Annotated in this window: 17 protein-coding genes; 5 read left to right on the top strand and 12 right to left on the bottom strand. The window is 39.0% G+C overall.

What is annotated here, in order from left to right; genetic code table 11:
* Window positions 1–1,215, top strand: a 1,215-nt coding sequence (locus tag AC4PL9_RS09720; RefSeq protein ID WP_491604557.1) for a hypothetical protein, incomplete at its 5' end; no start/stop codon positions are given.
* 158 nt (window positions 1,216–1,373) lie between these two features.
* Here AC4PL9_RS09720 and AC4PL9_RS09715 read toward each other — a convergent pair.
* The 8 genes from AC4PL9_RS09715 to AC4PL9_RS09680 all read right to left on the bottom strand — a co-directional run bounded on the left by AC4PL9_RS09715 (window position 1,374) and on the right by AC4PL9_RS09680 (window position 9,136).
* Entirely contained in the window at window positions 1,374–1,982 is a 609-nt protein-coding gene (locus tag AC4PL9_RS09715; RefSeq protein WP_491604556.1) for a WbqC family protein, read from the bottom strand.
* Window positions 1,983–1,992: 10 nt separating this feature from the next.
* Window positions 1,993–3,798: a signal peptidase I gene (lepB, locus tag AC4PL9_RS09710; RefSeq protein ID WP_491604555.1), complete on the bottom strand. Its 1,806-nt coding sequence runs from the start codon at window positions 3,796–3,798 to the stop codon at window positions 1,993–1,995.
* A gap of 11 nt (window positions 3,799–3,809) precedes the next feature.
* Window positions 3,810–4,541: a 4-hydroxy-tetrahydrodipicolinate reductase gene (gene dapB / locus AC4PL9_RS09705; protein WP_491604554.1), complete on the bottom strand. Its 732-nt coding sequence runs from the start codon at window positions 4,539–4,541 to the stop codon at window positions 3,810–3,812.
* A 43-nt stretch (window positions 4,542–4,584) separates the two neighbouring features.
* The gene (locus AC4PL9_RS09700; RefSeq protein WP_491604553.1) at window positions 4,585–5,148 is read right to left on the bottom strand and encodes a DUF5683 domain-containing protein; all 564 of its coding nucleotides are present in this window, start codon (window positions 5,146–5,148) and stop codon (window positions 4,585–4,587) included.
* The gene (locus AC4PL9_RS09695) at window positions 5,148–6,038 is read right to left on the bottom strand and encodes a ParB/RepB/Spo0J family partition protein (protein ID WP_491604552.1); all 891 of its coding nucleotides are present in this window, start codon (window positions 6,036–6,038) and stop codon (window positions 5,148–5,150) included. The genes AC4PL9_RS09700 and AC4PL9_RS09695 overlap by 1 nt, the downstream gene beginning before the upstream one ends.
* A 9-nt stretch (window positions 6,039–6,047) precedes the next feature.
* The gene (locus tag AC4PL9_RS09690; RefSeq protein WP_491604551.1) at window positions 6,048–6,851 is read right to left on the bottom strand and encodes a ParA family protein; all 804 of its coding nucleotides are present in this window, start codon (window positions 6,849–6,851) and stop codon (window positions 6,048–6,050) included.
* A gap of 138 nt (window positions 6,852–6,989) precedes the next feature.
* Window positions 6,990–7,304, bottom strand: a complete 315-nt coding sequence (locus tag AC4PL9_RS09685) for a DUF3276 family protein (RefSeq protein ID WP_491604550.1) — start codon at window positions 7,302–7,304, stop codon at window positions 6,990–6,992.
* A 65-nt stretch (window positions 7,305–7,369) separates the two neighbouring features.
* Window positions 7,370–9,136, bottom strand: coding sequence for an ABC transporter ATP-binding protein (locus AC4PL9_RS09680; protein WP_491604549.1), 1,767 nt, complete (start codon window positions 9,134–9,136; stop codon window positions 7,370–7,372).
* Between the two features lie 98 nt (window positions 9,137–9,234).
* Between AC4PL9_RS09680 and AC4PL9_RS09675 the strand changes: the two genes are divergently transcribed.
* From AC4PL9_RS09675 to yajC, 4 genes are read left to right on the top strand one after another with little or no spacing between them, the layout of a single operon-like run.
* Window positions 9,235–10,332 carry a Glu/Leu/Phe/Val dehydrogenase dimerization domain-containing protein gene (locus tag AC4PL9_RS09675; RefSeq protein WP_491604548.1) on the top strand — a complete coding sequence of 366 codons (1,098 nt, stop codon included), beginning with the start codon at window positions 9,235–9,237 and terminating at the stop codon, window positions 10,330–10,332.
* 6 nt (window positions 10,333–10,338) lie between these two features.
* Window positions 10,339–11,286 carry a transcription antitermination protein NusB gene (locus AC4PL9_RS09670; protein ID WP_491604547.1) on the top strand — a complete coding sequence of 316 codons (948 nt, stop codon included), beginning with the start codon at window positions 10,339–10,341 and terminating at the stop codon, window positions 11,284–11,286.
* Between the two features lie 11 nt (window positions 11,287–11,297).
* Window positions 11,298–11,687, top strand: a complete 390-nt coding sequence (locus tag AC4PL9_RS09665; protein ID WP_343788370.1) for a DUF1573 domain-containing protein — start codon at window positions 11,298–11,300, stop codon at window positions 11,685–11,687.
* Between the two features lie 41 nt (window positions 11,688–11,728).
* Window positions 11,729–11,998 (top strand): preprotein translocase subunit YajC, encoded by a 270-nt coding sequence (yajC, locus tag AC4PL9_RS09660; protein ID WP_491604546.1) that lies wholly within the window; start codon window positions 11,729–11,731, stop codon window positions 11,996–11,998.
* Window positions 11,999–12,049: 51 nt separating this feature from the next.
* Here the strand turns inward: yajC and AC4PL9_RS09655 are convergent, their stop codons facing one another.
* From AC4PL9_RS09655 to AC4PL9_RS09640, 4 genes are all read right to left on the bottom strand, one after another.
* On the bottom strand, window positions 12,050–12,751 hold the full coding sequence (locus tag AC4PL9_RS09655) for a transglutaminase-like domain-containing protein (protein ID WP_491604545.1): 702 nt from the start codon (window positions 12,749–12,751) through the stop codon (window positions 12,050–12,052).
* A 76-nt stretch (window positions 12,752–12,827) separates the two neighbouring features.
* Window positions 12,828–13,610 (bottom strand): helix-turn-helix transcriptional regulator, encoded by a 783-nt coding sequence (locus AC4PL9_RS09650; RefSeq protein ID WP_491604544.1) that lies wholly within the window; start codon window positions 13,608–13,610, stop codon window positions 12,828–12,830.
* Window positions 13,582–14,091 (bottom strand): DUF6653 family protein, encoded by a 510-nt coding sequence (locus AC4PL9_RS09645; protein WP_491604543.1) that lies wholly within the window; start codon window positions 14,089–14,091, stop codon window positions 13,582–13,584. The genes AC4PL9_RS09650 and AC4PL9_RS09645 overlap by 29 nt, the downstream gene beginning before the upstream one ends.
* On the bottom strand, window positions 14,066–14,551 hold the full coding sequence (locus AC4PL9_RS09640; protein ID WP_491604542.1) for a GbsR/MarR family transcriptional regulator: 486 nt from the start codon (window positions 14,549–14,551) through the stop codon (window positions 14,066–14,068). Before AC4PL9_RS09640 ends, AC4PL9_RS09645 begins: the two co-directional genes overlap by 26 nt.
* Window positions 14,552–14,777 lie beyond the last annotated feature (226 nt).

The following is a 14,777-nucleotide window of genomic DNA, read 5'->3' as shown; positions in this document are numbered from 1 at the left end:
CAGTTGTTTGTATCAAACAGTAAGGGAGAAGTTGTTTTTAAGAGTGACGATAAAAAGGTTTCTGTGGTTGTTAAGCACGTTGCATATGAGTCATTGGATACAATACTTGTTACTACCCGGTCAAAAGGAGACACGATTACACATCAGTTGTATTTAAACCTAAAGAGCTATGAGTCGACCGACATTGTTGTAACCAATCCTTTTAAGCCGGTTCCTGTTTTTGGCTCTGATAGATTGAGTGTCGAGGATTTTGAGCTACTGAGTGATGGTAAGCTGGTATTGCTTACTTACGAACGAAAGCTAAAGAAAGGGGCGGAAGTATTACTGGTGGATGACGAACAAAAAGTACTTGATGCTAAGAATGCTGGAGATAATACCAGACAACTGGTTCATGATTTTAGAGGGAATGTACATCTTGTGACATCAGGGAGTGTTTATCATTTGTTTCCGGAAGGAGAAAAAATTCAGATGTACAGAATGGAGAAAGCTTATTACGATAAATATGTCCGACCGATTATTGATACAATGGATAATAGGGTCTATTTTTCAAATTATCAGGAAATGTATCCCGCAGTAGATTTTTTTAGCTTTGACAAGCTGGATAGTGTGTATACTAAACTTACTTCCGTAACGGATGAAGTAATGATGGAAATGTACCTTGCCGAATATAAGTATGTGGATGTCCGGACAAAATTATGGGCAAGAGAAATGGAACAGGAGATGGGAGTCGATAAAGAAATTATTGTCGGAGCTACTGTTTTTTCCAATAGTATTTTTTACAAAGAAATTTATGCGCCATTGTTTCTGAAGGAAGATACTATTTATGTATTTGACTATTACAGAGAGTTGATGAAAGTCTACGATTGTGACGGAGAGCCGATTGATTCAGTTTCTATTTCACATCACATTCAACCTCGTAAAACAGGATGGAAGAACCAGTTGTTGCAAGATCGGTATACGGGACAGGTGTATGCCGTTTATGAAAAAGCGGGGATTACTACATTGCGCGCTATAGACCTGACAACAGGGAAGACGGGAGAGGGGATACAATTGCATTATAAATACGTGGATAAATTGGAGATATATAACAATGCAGCGTATTATATCTACCGTCCCTTCGAATCGGCACAAAAGAAATTTTTGTATCGGGAAAGACTACCTTTGGAATTCAAATCTGCTAAAACAAATTCAGGAGATTCTATTGTGAGAAATTAAGAGATAGGATTCCTATTAAAATGCAAATGGGAAGAAAACGAGCGTTTCCTCCCCATCCACTAATCAACCTAACCTAACCACCTAAATCGTAACAATGATAACGCTTTATTTTGAATTAGATATAAAATCGGTTCTTAATTTCGCTTAAATGTGTTTTTCTATCGATGAATTATTGATAAGAGTTGAGGACCTTCGTGGAATAAAATATCGAGAATCGACAGGTTGGGTAGGAATCCAAGTTTTTCACTGAAAACCTGCCAATATTCACCATATGATTTTTCATAAACACCGGTGGTTATAAAATGGTCTAATTTTTTTTGTTGTTCGATGCTGGGAATTGTATCTGTTATTTCCGGTAGCGGGAGCTCCAGCCATTCCATGATTTGCTTATTGATACTAAGCAGATAATCTGAAAGATGCGTTTTCTCTTGTAATAGGAGCTGTTCTATTTTGGGTCCGTAATGTTCAAAATAAGGTGTGCGACCGTATGCACTTTTGATCGTTTTCCAATGAATCGCTTGCCAGGGTGTGGCAGGGGAGAGAAGTGCTTCATCAACTCTTGTTTTGTTTCCAAAAGGACGGTTTACAGGAATGGATAGAGTTAATTTTCCATTGGCTCCGTACAGATCACATCTGTTACGTAATGTCTGCTTGGAAAAGCGTTCGGAGGTACAAAAACAAGGGGAAGTTGCCTTCCCCAGTTTGTAATAATATCCGAATGGTCCGAAATAAAGTAAGGGAAATAAATCCCTGCTTTGTTCTTGCATATTTTCTGTCTTATTGAATGTTTTTGAAAACGCGATCCCAACGTATTCCGTCAAAAAATCCTTTATGACCATCTTTAGAGAACCAAACGAGCGCAGCACGACCTACAATGTGGTCTTCCGGTACAAATCCCCAGATTCTGGAGTCTGCGGAGTTATCCCGGTTGTCACCCATCATCCAGTAATAGTCCATTGCAAAAGTATACGAATCTGTCTTCTTTCCATCGATGTAAATTCCATCTGCTTTTTCTTCCAAAGTGTGACCTTCGTATGCAGTAATGATACGATTGTAAAGTGCGATGTTTGATGCGTTAATGGTAATTGTTTCCCCTTTTTTCGGAATTATGATCGGTCCGAAATTCGATGTCGTGAAATCAAAGCGCGGATCATGAGGGAAGCAGCTTAGTGGAGCCGGAATAATTTCTCCGTTTTGCATAGGAACAACTTCATTGAAAGTCCCTTTAGGATAAACGATTTGCTCAAATACAGTCTCCGGATGACGTTTTTTTAGCTGCTCCAGCATGGCTTTGGTGAGTGACATTTTTGTTATACTTCCATCGGCTCCTCTTTCAAAATCGTTGGGAGATTGTTGATGCATCCCATATTTTCGTTCCATTGAAGCGTTTGAGTTGGCCGGGAAGTTTTTCACGTTGTATTTAAAGACTACATTTTCCGGTACAAATGCTTTTTTATCATTGATGTATAAAACAGCATTTTTGATTTCCAGTTTATCTCCGGGAATAGCTACACAGCGTTTGATATAATTTTCACGCTTGTCTACCGGACGATAAATCAAACCGTACTGGCGCTCAAAACCTTCACGTACGATTGATTTGTAATAAGGGAGTTGTTTTAGGTAGTCATCAAAAGAGAAACGATGACGATTATCAACCAATGTGTTATAATTTACACTCCCTTTAAGTACATCCTGTAAATAAAGTTCCCATGCCTGATTGTATAATAAACCGTGATAATCATGTCCCATCAAACCGTCCGGTACTCTTGGGTCGAAAATGGCAGTATCTCCGGAAGGGAAGTTGAATACAACCACATCATTTCTTTCGACATCAGACCAACCTGGAAGTCGTGTGTAGTTAGAGGTTTCTAGCGTTGAGTATGAGCGTGTATTAACCACGGGAAGTGTGTTATGAACTAACGGAAAGGATAGGGGGGTGACGGGCACTTTGGGACCGTACGGAAGCTTATTTACAAAAAGAAAGTCGCCTATCAAAAGTGTTTTTTCCATAGAACCCGTAGGAATCTGGAAGGGTTCGAAAACATAAGTGCGTATTCCTGTGGCTGCAATTAACGCAAACAAAATTGCGTCTCCCCATTCTTTAATGAATGTTTTTGTTCCTTTTTTTCTTTTTGAGATACCTCCCAGTACGTAGGCTACTATGTGACCAACAATAGGAAGGGAAAGGAATAGTATCAGATGATCTCCCATCTCCCGTTTTTTAACGAGTTCTGAATTACTCCAATCCATTTCCGGTAAATAGGTGATAGTTTCGTCAGAAGCAATTTTGAATGCATTGATCCATGGAAGGAATATTCCGGAAGCAGTTTCGCCAAGACTGAAGAAACCAAATCGTCTTTGCAGACTGACATTAAAGATAGCCCACATTGGGATATGAATCCCCGGGATAATCATTAAGAGTCCCCACCACCAGGGTTGTCCACCTATTTTGGAAGCAATACAGTAGTTGTATAGGGGAATAAAAGCTTCCCATGATTTTCGCCCTGCTTTAGGGAAGATTTTCCACCACATAGCAGTGAACGGGAAAAGAATAAACAGGAGGTAGAAGTATAAAACATTCATAGCTTTATCAGTTATTTAAGATTCAGAACATCACGCATAGTGAAGATTCCCTTTTTGTTTTTAATAAATTCAGCTGCCAGCACAGCGCCTAATGCAAAACCTTTCCGGTTATGAGCTGTATGGGTTAATTCTATGGTATCAATATCGGAAGTATAACGTACCGTATGAGTTCCGGGAACACCTTCTTTACGAACTGCCTCAATTAGGAGGTCTTCCGGTTTTTTTTCAAAGTCAATGGTCGTGTTTTCTATGCACTTCCAATCACGTTTACGATCTGTATGAGCAATTATTTGTTCGCCTAACGTTATAGCTGTTCCGCTTGGAGCATCTGCTTTTTGTATATGGTGTACTTCTTCCAGTGATACGTCATAATCGGTATGTGCATTCATAAGTTGAGCAGCAAACTGGTTGATAGCAAAAAACAGGTTTACTCCAATACTAAAGTTAGTAGCGGCCAGAAAAGAACCTTCCGTTTCATGAACACGGGTCTCTATCTCAGAATACTGATCATACCAACCGGTTGTCCCTGTTACAACGGGAATATTATGTTGAAGTAATCGGGAGATATTGTCTACTGCACTTGATGGGCTTGTAAACTCAATAGCTACATCCACTTCGGATAAATTTTGGTCCCAGTCTTTCGTTTGACTGGTTGCTTTTACTACAACCGAATGCCCTCTTTCCAGTGCAATTTCTTCTATTGCCTTTCCCATTTTTCCGTAGCCGATTAGTCCGATGCGCATGTGATGTAAACTTAGTTTATGAATTCGAATTTTTCAAATTTAGTTAACGAAAGTTAAATCGAAGAGAAAGTCCCGGAGAATATCCCTGCATAACTGTAGGGCGAACTTTAAGCGTAAGATCCTCGCTGATATCAAAGTTGACAAAGTGAGCTTCCACCGCTGCGTCCAGTATGTTGATAATATAGACTCCGGCTGTTGCAAGAATCATCAGGTCACGATTGGTCTGATGTTGATTGTGCAATGTTAGTATTGCATTGTTATCATATTGTTGATAAGCGGGATCAATAAATAGTTGTCCACTTTCTTCTCGTCCAAGGTATTCTTTTCGTAACGCATTCACTTTGGATTGGTTCGATATCAGGAAATAAGTCGTCGTGCCCAGAGCTGCGTATATGAGAGGAACCTTCCAGTATGCTTTTTTCTTACCTTTTGGCATCGCAATATGATTATAGACTTGTCCGGCTCCGGGAAGTGCGGCAGAAAGAACTGCTGCCAGTGTAACGGAATGCTTTTTTTCACGCTTCAGAGTATCAATTTCCTGTGCTTTTCCTGAAAAGGATATAAAGGAAAAACTAATGACTGACAGAATGAGCGCGATTTGTTTCATTAATCATTCAGTAACTCAATAATACGGTTGAAATCCGTGTCAGAATCAAAATTGATAATCAGTCTACCACTTCCGTTGGAAGATTTTTTGATGTCAACTTTTGCGGAAATTCGCTCTGCCAAAACGTGTCTGAACTGATCCTGCTCAAGCGAAATATCGGTCTTTTTATCTTTATTACGTACCGGTTTCTCTTCTGTTTCCGGCTCTGAGCCTGTTTTGATAGCCTGTTCAAGTTGTCTTACCGACCATTCTTCTTCAATGACAGCCTTTAAAAGGGCGGTCTGACGTGCTTCATTCCCTGCGGAAACCAATGCGCGGGCATGTCCCATGGAGATCAGACCATCGCGAATGGCTGACTGAACTGCAGCAGGAAGTTTGAGCAAACGCAGAAAGTTGGTAATCGACGAACGGCTTTTTGCCAGTTTCTGACTGAGTTGTTCCTGAGTAAGGCTACACTCGTCTATAAGGCGTTGATAGGATAGGGCTACTTCGATTGCATTAAGGTCTTCCCGTTGGATGTTTTCAACCAACGCCATTTCAAGCATTGCCTGATCATTCGCTAAACGAATATAAGCAGGAATTTCTTCCAGACCTGCTAACTGAGAAGCACGGAATCTTCGTTCACCGGAAATCAGCTGAAATTTATCTACATCAACTTTTCGAACAGTAAGTGGTTGAATAATACCATGTTCTTTAATAGAGGTAGCTAACTCCTGTAAAGCTTCCTCTTCGAAATGAGTTCTTGGGTTAAAAGGGTTCGCTTCTATCTGATCGATACGGATCATAGCAATGTTCCCCAAAACCGCTTTATCATTTGATTTTGATGTGATATCCGTTGAGGCGTTTTCCAGTAACGCACTTAGTCCTTTTCCCAATGCCGGCTTCTTCACGCTAATATTTTATTTAAAGTTCACTTGTTTTTCCTGATCACTAATCCGCGTCATGTTGTTACGCTGCAGAATTTCTCTCGCAAAGTTAAGATAGTTAATGGAACCTTTACAGGTTGCGTCATGCATAACAATGGTTTCTCCAAAGCTTGGGGCTTCACCTAAGCGTGTGTTACGATGGATTATAGTGTCAAATACGAGATCCTGAAAATGCGTTTTCACTTCGTCAACAACCTGATTGGCTAATCGAAGGCGGGTATCATACATTGTAAGTACAATTCCTTCAATTTCAAGCTCAGGATTCAGTCTTCCCTGGACAATTTTGATTGTATTCAATAATTTACCTAGACCTTCCAATGCATAAAATTCACATTGAACCGGAATCATGACAGAGTCGGAGGCTGTTAAAGCATTGACTGTGATCAATCCAAGTGAAGGAGAACAATCAATGATAATAAAATCATATTCGTCCCGAACTTTGTCCAGTGCCATTTTTAGCATTCTTTCGCGATTGGGCATATTGATCAGTTCCAGTTCCGCTCCTACAAGATCGATATGTGACGGAAGTAAATCCAGATTCGGATTAGCAGTTTTTAAGATCACATCTTTAGGGGAAACCTCGTTGATAAGGCAATCATAGATATTGCGAGTATTCTTGGGATCAAATCCAACTCCTGATGTAGCGTTCGCCTGAGGATCAGCATCTACAAGAAGTGTTTTGTATTCGAGTACCCCGAAGCAACCTGCCAGATTTACAGCCGTAGTTGTCTTTCCAACCCCTCCTTTTTGATTCGCTATAGCAATAATTTTACCCATAAAGTTGTGCTAATTTTTAGAAGGCTAAAGATAAAAGAAATTTACTCAACTCGACAGAAAAAAGACGATGAGTTATCAACGAAATGTCAGAAAACTTTCGTGTTATTCGGAAAATCGGATTTCGAATGGGAAGCCTGATTACAGGTCTTCGAAATTGATGTTAGCAAGATTATCAGAGGTCTCGAGAGCGTACTCCTGAGATTCACGTAATTCAGTAATCTTTTCAAGTACTTCCTTTAGTCCTTCACTAAACTTATCGAAGTCTTCTTTGTATAAAAAGATTTTATGTTTTTCGTATTGGTTTCCTTCCGGGGTCTTTCGTTTGCTTTCAGTTATTGTCAGGTACAAATCGTTTCCCCGTGTTGATTTAATGTCAAAAAAATACGTTCGTTTTCCTGCACGTATTGCTTTTGAGAACACTTCATCATTACGCGTTTCCATTCCTTCTCTCATAGTGTTAATTAAGTTGGTTTCACAATAACTGTCGAGCAAATATGGTGAAATATTTGGAAAAGAGCCTAATCCGTCGTGGATTTTTCTTCCAAAAGTTGTTTTTCATACATTTCTGTATAGTACCCATTTATTTTTAACAATGATTCATGAGTACCTTCTTCTATGATACTACCATTTTCAAGAACAATGATGTGATCACATTCTCGTATGGATGAAATTCGATGTGATATGATGAGGGATGTTTTATCTTGCATAATAGACTTCAGGTTTTGCTGAATGATCTCTTCTGTCTCAGTATCAACAGCGGAGAGACAGTCGTCCAGAACCAATATCCTGGGATTGCGTATAATTGCTCTGGCCATACTGATACGCTGTTTTTGTCCGCCACTCAGGTTGATCCCTCTTTCGCCTAGTACGGTGTTGTATCCCTCTTTGAAGCGTATAATATTATGATGGACATGCATCGCTTTTGCAGCTTTTTCAATAATTTCCTGTGGGACGTCCTCTTTTCCCATTCCGAATCGGATGTTGTTTCCGATTGTGTCCGAAAATAAAAAGACTTCCTGAGGGACTACACCGATTTGTTCGCGGAATTGTTCAAGGTTGACAGAGGTGAGATTGTGTCCGTCAATTTCAATCTCACCTGATTGTGGATCAAATTGTCGGGTGAGAAGATTGACGATTGTACTTTTTCCGCTTCCGGTTTTTCCAAGAATTGCTAATGAGCTGCCCGGTTTTACAGTGAAACTAACATTTCGGATAGCTCTTATTCCTGAATAAGGATAAGTAAAGGAAACGTTTTTAAATTCTATTTTTCCTTCCACATTAAGTGCGGCAGTGCTGGGGTTAATAATTTCCGGTTGCTCTTTAAGGAATTCATTAATTCGTTCCTGTGAAGCTGCTGCACGTTGAACAAGTGAAGTGACCCAGCCAATTGAAGCGAACGGCCACGTCAACATGTTTACATAAAAAATGAAACTGGCTATGTTTCCCGGGGTTACACTTCCTTCATAGGTAAGTAATATCCCAATGTAAATAGTGATGATGGTACTAACCCCGATTAAAAGCATTATTGTAGGCATGAAGAGTGAGTTCGTAAGCGTCAGTCTCATGCTTTTGTCTTTATATGCTTCTGAAGAAGTGTTGAATTGTTCAATGGTTTCTTTTTCTCTCGAATATGCTTTTATTACACGTACACCGCTGAATGTTTCCTGAACTAAAGTTGAAATCCAGGATTGTTGACGCTGTACAGCTTCACTTTCTCTGTTCATTCTTGAACTAACCCGGTAAATGAGAAATGACATGATTGGTAAGGGGAGGAGTACATATAATGTCATCTCCGGATTGATGGCTATCATCTGATAAACGACGATAACGAAGAGCGCTACCAGATTGACAGAGTACATGATCCCGGGACCAAGGTACATACGGACTCTGCTGACATCTTCCGAAATGCGATTCATTAAATCGCCTGTGTTATTCTTTTTGTAGAAATTGTAGGTCAGTTTCTGATACTGATTATAGATTTCATTTTTTAAGTCGTATTCTATGTGTCGGGAGGTGACAATGACGGTCTGTCGTGTGAAAAACAGAAATAAACCTTTTCCCAGAGACATAAGCATATAAAGACCAAATACGCTCCATGCTATTGTCCATAACTGATCTTTGGTGTCGGCTTTTTGTTGTATCAGGATCATCTCGTCTACCGCATCACCAACAATCAGAGGCATATAAGCTCCGAAAATATTAGAAACGGCTATGAATAAAAAACCAAAAAGCAGACGCCACTTGTACTTTAACAAATATTTGTTCAGATAGCTTAAAGACTTCATTCGAATTTTACTATTTTTGCGCTGCTTTCTATTCGCTGTTTGCACTGCAAATTTAGTCAATAGAAACGACACTAGTTCGAAACAATTAAGATAAAAGTATGTTTGAAGTTAAAGATATTAAGGATACTCATCTGGCAGAGAATCCTGTAATTGCTCAGATGAGCAGATACAATCATGAGCAGCTTCTTTTCTGTAATGATAATGAAACCGGTCTCAAAGCTATTATTGCAGTTCACAATACTGTTCTCGGACCAGCCTTGGGAGGAACGCGTATGTGGAATTACACAAATGAACTGGAGGCTTTGAACGATGTATTGCGTTTGTCACGTGGGATGACGTACAAAAACTCAATTTCAGGATTGAATCTTGGAGGAGGAAAAGCCGTAATTATCGGAGATTCGAGAACGATGAAATCAGAAGCTCTGATGCGTCGTTTCGGGAAGTTTGTGAACAGTCTTGGAGGAAAGTATATCACAGCTGAAGATGTAGGCATTTCTCCTGTTGATATGACCTGGGTGAATATGGAAACAGATCATGTAGTTGGTTTGCCCGGGAAAAGCGGAGATCCATCTCCTGTAACAGCTTATGGTGTGTATGTTGGTATGAAAGCTGCGGCGAAAGCTCAGTTTGGTACAGATTCACTTGCCGGAAAAAAAATTGCTGTACAGGGAGTAGGACACGTGGGTGAGTATTTGGTTAAGCACCTGACACAAGAAGGAGCAGAAGTGTTTATCACAGATATTCACGAACCGACTTTAAAACGTATTTCAGAGACCTACAACGCGAAAGTAGTTGGTCTGGATGAGATTTACGATATTGATATGGATATTTATGCACCTTGTGCTTTAGGGGCAACCGTTAATGACGAAACACTTGGTCGTTTGAAATGCTCTGTTATAGCCGGAGCGGCAAATAACCAATTGAAAGAGGAAACAATTCACGGTAAAGCGGTGATGGATCGGGGTATTATTTATGCTCCGGATTTTGCGTTGAATGCCGGGGGAGTTATAAACTGTTATGCTGAGGTAAAAAATCTTTCCGGAGAATGGGCTATGGCAAAAGCAGAGGAAATTTATACAACTATTTCATCTATTATTAATCGTTCTAAAGGGGAAGGGATTCCTGCTTACCAGATTGCTAACAAAATGGCTGAAGAGCGTATTGTGGCTATTGGTAAAGTAAAACTTCCTTTATAATAGATCATGGTTAACAGAAGACACTTACGTATTAAAGTTTTACAGGCCTTATACGCCTATTTTCAGTCAGACGAAGAGAACTACAGAAAAACGGAAACGGAGTTATTGAACTCTGTGGAGAAGATGTATGATCTTTACCTGTATCTTTTACTGACTTTTGGTGAACTTAAGCAGATTGCCCTTATTCGTTCAGAAGAGGCAAAGAATAAAATTCGACCCACAGAAGAAGACCTGAGTCCGAATATGAAGTTTATGGATAATGCTATCATCCGTATTCTGGAGGAAAGTGCTGAGCTACGATCAGTTGCTGAGCAGAGAAAGGTCAATTGGATGGGAGATGTAAATCGCGAGATGTTCCGGAAAATGTTTTTGGCAATCAAAGATTCGGAGACGTATTTTACGTTCATGAATAATGAGTTGTCCGGATTTGAGGAAGACAGAGCATTTGCTGTAGCTTTGTTCAAAGAGGAAATTGCCAATTCAAGATTGTTGTACAATTTCTTTGAAGAGAAAAGCATTAATTGGTTGGATGATATCGACCTTATGTGTTCGATGGTGCTCAAGACAATAAAAGGATTTTCGGAAGAAGGACCTAATCGTATTCTTGAATTATACCGCGATGCGATTGATGAAAAGCAGTTTATCGTGACGCTTTTGCGTAAGTCGATCATGAATGAGGATGAAAATGCAAAGTTGATCGAGAAATTGACAGATAACTGGGAGTTAGAGCGAATTGCGAAGATGGATGTCATCCTTATGAATATGGCAATTACAGAATTGCAGGAGTTTGCAAGTATTCCCAAAAAAGTAACATTGAATGAATACATAGAAATTTCGAAGTATTACAGTACACCGAAAAGTAATATGTTTATCAATGGTATTTTGGATAAAGCAATTGTACATCTGGAAAAGGAAGGAAAAATCAGAAAGGCCGGAAGAGGTCTGATGCAATAAAAGAAAAACGTATGAGAAATTTACTGTTTGTACTAGTATCGGGAATTTTGTTTGCCTGCGGTAATGAGGGGAGTCAGGAGTTTGGTGCTCCGACGACAATTGAGGCTGAAACAGTTTATAAGTTCGGAGATGTAGTTGAAGGAGAAGTAGTCGATGTTACTTTTGAAGTTACCAATACTGGTGATCTTCCTTTGACAATCATTGATGTAAAACCGGCTTGTGGATGTACGGTTGCCGAGTATACTAAAGAACCGATTCCTCCGGGACAAAAGGGATTAATTAAGTCTTCTGTGAATACAACCGGGTTTTCAGGAGAAATTTCAAAATCGGTTACAATGATGGCGAATACTAATCCTACAAGAACAGTGTTCCTTATCAAAGGAAATGTAATCAAAAACTAAGGTACAGAAGTACTGATTTATAAATTAAAAAAGAGAAAGAAATGGGTGAATTTTTGCCATTAATTTTAATTGTTGTAGTATTTTATTTCTTCATGATTCGTCCTCAAATGAAGAAGCAGAAGGAATTGAAAAAGTTTCGTGAAAACATTCAGGTAGGGGACAAAGTTGTAACCATTGGTGGTGTGCATGGAAAGGTTCTTGAAGTGGCAGATACAACTGTATTGTTAGCTTGCGAATCTTCAACAAAGATTCGTATTGAAAAGTCTGCAATTTCTCAGTCATTTGATGAGCAGGCTGTAGCGCAGAAGTAATTCGAATAATAAGATACAGACGAGGGCATGATTCATTATCATGCCCTTTTGCTATTTATTGTCTCTGATGGTTCTTACATTTCGGTTCATTTTATGCCGTATTATCTTTTGAAAAATAAATCGTTGTATTCTATTGAGGTTTTGGCGGTGTAAGGAGTATAAATCGTCTGGAGAATCAAAAACGCCAAAATCCTGATTGATTCCTTTTTCCTGAATAAAAGTGTTATTTACATTCCACTCAATCGGCGGGTTTTGAAAGTTGTCTGTATATGCTCCATATCCGCAAAATGTTGTCTTGCAATATGGATTCTTTTTTTGTAAAGCAGTGAGGTATTTTTTATCCAGAATAACACCTTCCAGAAAATACCATCGATCGTCATAATAAACCTCTACCCAGCTGTGTAGAATGTTTTTTGGGGAAAGCCAATAGCTGATTCCTGTTAGAGCCCCTTTTTGAAGTGCTTTGTCAATGGTGAAACCATGGATGCGGTTGGGAATACCAGTAGCTCTGAGTAATGCCATTAATAGTGTGGCTTTTGTATTGCATTGGCCATATCCGTCACGGAGAATTTGGGAAGCGGGAAGTTCATCAGAGCAATTATATCCAAAATAAATATCATCCCTGACAAAGTTATAGATCGCTTTTATACGCTCCATCGGAGGAAGTGTCGACCAGTTTTTTTTACGGATTAATCCCTGAATAGCATCTTCCTGGTAATCCAGAAGTTTTGATGAATTTAAGTACCTGTTCATACGTGTGTTATTTATTCAATGAGTGTTGTGAGGACAAATGTCTCAACTATCTTATTGTTAAACTTGTATAAACCGGCTATTTTGAAGCTATAAGCTTTTTAGGAGAAAGTCCGAAAGTCTCCCGGAAGGTTCGGGTGTAATGAGAGCTGTCGGTGAATCCAAAAGTATGAGCAGTTTCGGTTATGGAATGACTTTTTAAATAAGGGAGTGACTTGACAAGTTTATTCCAGAGTTGGTAGCGTCTGTAATTAAGATTTGTTTTTTCTTTGAATAGATGTAGAAAGCGGGTTTCAGATAAACAACAAAATGAAGCTATCTCATGTAATGAAACAACCCGGTCGAAATTTTTTTCCAGATATTGGATGGCTGAATAAATCCTGTTGTCTTGTAGGTGGTTATCTTCTTCGCACTGGCAGGTAAATGTGTGAAGGGAGCTTTTGATTACCTCCTGTACATGTCGGAAATCTAATGTTCCGGATAGAAATTGTTTAAGAACTACGCTAAATTTTTCCTCAAGCATCGTATGTAAATTAAGAACAGTATTTTCTTTATGCTGTAAACTAAGTTGATGTCCGAGAGAGCTAATGGGGTTTATTAATAAAATTAAGGTTGTAGCGGAAGCATCAAGACGGTGGAAAGTATTACTGGTAATGAAACAGGATTGTAGCAATTTCGAATCAGAGTTATTACTCTCTAATGTAAAAGAAGATAAAGAAACACATATCTGTATGGCGTAATGTCTGTGGAAAGAGTTGTCTTTTAATGACCCGATAAAAATTCCAAGATCTTTACCAAAATAGATATGGTTTTGTTGTTGCAAAGAGGTAGATTTAATATTCCCAGCTTTTGTATTCTTCATTTTTCTCTTTCATGTCGTTGTACAACCAGACCATTCGGTCCAAATACCAGCTTTTACCCAAATAGGCGAGTGCAATTCCCAGAATAGCTCCCCAAACAGAATAGGTAACCGTTGCCCAGATCGCAAGGATCATTCCTGAAGAAGAAATCAGGTTTAGAATGGTATGGATTCCACCTGTATGTATTTCAGGGATTTTTATAGTATCTCTGTTGAGGAAAACCCGTTCTCCCATAACAGACCTTGATGCCCAGTTTTTGGTAGAAGAAGGTCGGGGAAAAAATATGGGATTAAAAAACATCCATAGAAGGGATACTATTCCGGGGATAAGACACCACCAGCCGATCCATATTCTGGACCAGAATGCAAAAACAATAAGTGGCAGGACGGAATAACGGGTCCAGACACTCCAGGGGTTTGAATGTTTCATCCAATTTTCATCCGTAAGATTAAAAAACTTAGCGACTTTTCTTTCTGTTGTCATTGTGTATTGTTTTTCGTTTGTTTTCCCATTTTTTTTTCAAAAGCGGCATCTCTTCCTCTAAAAACTGGTAATAGTGTATGATCTCAGATAATATTTCGTGTTTTGGAGTGTGTTGGTCTGTATGAAACCCGATTCCCTTTTCAAACAATTTTCGAAAAGCCGTTACTGATTTTGCTTTTTCTTCTATGATTGCATTCAGACTGTTGTAGGAAAGAGTAAAGTAAGTTTTTCGATCTCCGGGTATTGTGTGCTTGATAATTAGCTTCTGATTCAGTAAGAGATTTACATTACCGCTGATAGAGCCTTTACTGGCTTGCAGAGATTTTTGTAACTCTTCAAAAGAAATCGCATCGGATTCCGAAGAGAGGAGATGCCCCAATATCCGACCTGCCATACGAGGTAATCCGTAGTTTTCATAAAATAAACCTACCTGCTCAATATAGAATTCTCTTTTCCTCATGCTAATTCTTCAATTTTTATAAAAGTACAATAAGTTCAGTAATTAATGAACTTAATTTGTGAAAATATGATAAGTAATTAGGTGTTAGGAATATAAGATTAAGCTTTACAGCTTGTTAAATTCCTGCTAAAAATTATTCATACTTTTTTGTTAACAAAAGCTTGTTGGAACCGGATTTTAGGATTAGTTTCGCCGCCGAAAAGCAAAAACTAACTGGAAAAACCTT

This window comes from Wandonia sp., from assembly GCF_984588085.1.
Note: the sequence above shows the minus strand (reverse complement) of the source record. Positions and strands in the feature narration are given on the sequence as shown.

Excerpts from the sequence above, each read along its gene's own strand:
- AC4PL9_RS09715 (WP_491604556.1), bottom strand. The coding sequence starts at position 1,982 with ATGCAAGAACAAAGCAGGGATTTATTTCCCTTACTTTATTTCGGACCA.
- lepB (WP_491604555.1), bottom strand. The coding sequence starts at position 3,798 with ATGAATGTTTTATACTTCTACCTCCTGTTTATTCTTTTCCCGTTCACT.
- dapB (WP_491604554.1), bottom strand. The coding sequence starts at position 4,541 with ATGCGCATCGGACTAATCGGCTACGGAAAAATGGGAAAGGCAATAGAA.
- AC4PL9_RS09700 (WP_491604553.1), bottom strand. The coding sequence starts at position 5,148 with ATGAAACAAATCGCGCTCATTCTGTCAGTCATTAGTTTTTCCTTTATA.
- AC4PL9_RS09690 (WP_491604551.1), bottom strand. The coding sequence starts at position 6,851 with ATGGGTAAAATTATTGCTATAGCGAATCAAAAAGGAGGGGTTGGAAAG.
- AC4PL9_RS09685 (WP_491604550.1), bottom strand. The coding sequence starts at position 7,304 with ATGAGAGAAGGAATGGAAACGCGTAATGATGAAGTGTTCTCAAAAGCA.
- AC4PL9_RS09680 (WP_491604549.1), bottom strand. The coding sequence starts at position 9,136 with ATGAAGTCTTTAAGCTATCTGAACAAATATTTGTTAAAGTACAAGTGG.
- AC4PL9_RS09675 (WP_491604548.1), top strand. The coding sequence starts at position 9,235 with ATGTTTGAAGTTAAAGATATTAAGGATACTCATCTGGCAGAGAATCCT.
- AC4PL9_RS09670 (WP_491604547.1), top strand. The coding sequence starts at position 10,339 with ATGGTTAACAGAAGACACTTACGTATTAAAGTTTTACAGGCCTTATAC.
- AC4PL9_RS09665 (WP_343788370.1), top strand. The coding sequence starts at position 11,298 with ATGAGAAATTTACTGTTTGTACTAGTATCGGGAATTTTGTTTGCCTGC.
- yajC (WP_491604546.1), top strand. The coding sequence starts at position 11,729 with ATGGGTGAATTTTTGCCATTAATTTTAATTGTTGTAGTATTTTATTTC.
- AC4PL9_RS09655 (WP_491604545.1), bottom strand. The coding sequence starts at position 12,751 with ATGAACAGGTACTTAAATTCATCAAAACTTCTGGATTACCAGGAAGAT.
- AC4PL9_RS09650 (WP_491604544.1), bottom strand. The coding sequence starts at position 13,610 with ATGAAGAATACAAAAGCTGGGAATATTAAATCTACCTCTTTGCAACAA.
- AC4PL9_RS09645 (WP_491604543.1), bottom strand. The coding sequence starts at position 14,091 with ATGACAACAGAAAGAAAAGTCGCTAAGTTTTTTAATCTTACGGATGAA.
- AC4PL9_RS09640 (WP_491604542.1), bottom strand. The coding sequence starts at position 14,551 with ATGAGGAAAAGAGAATTCTATATTGAGCAGGTAGGTTTATTTTATGAA.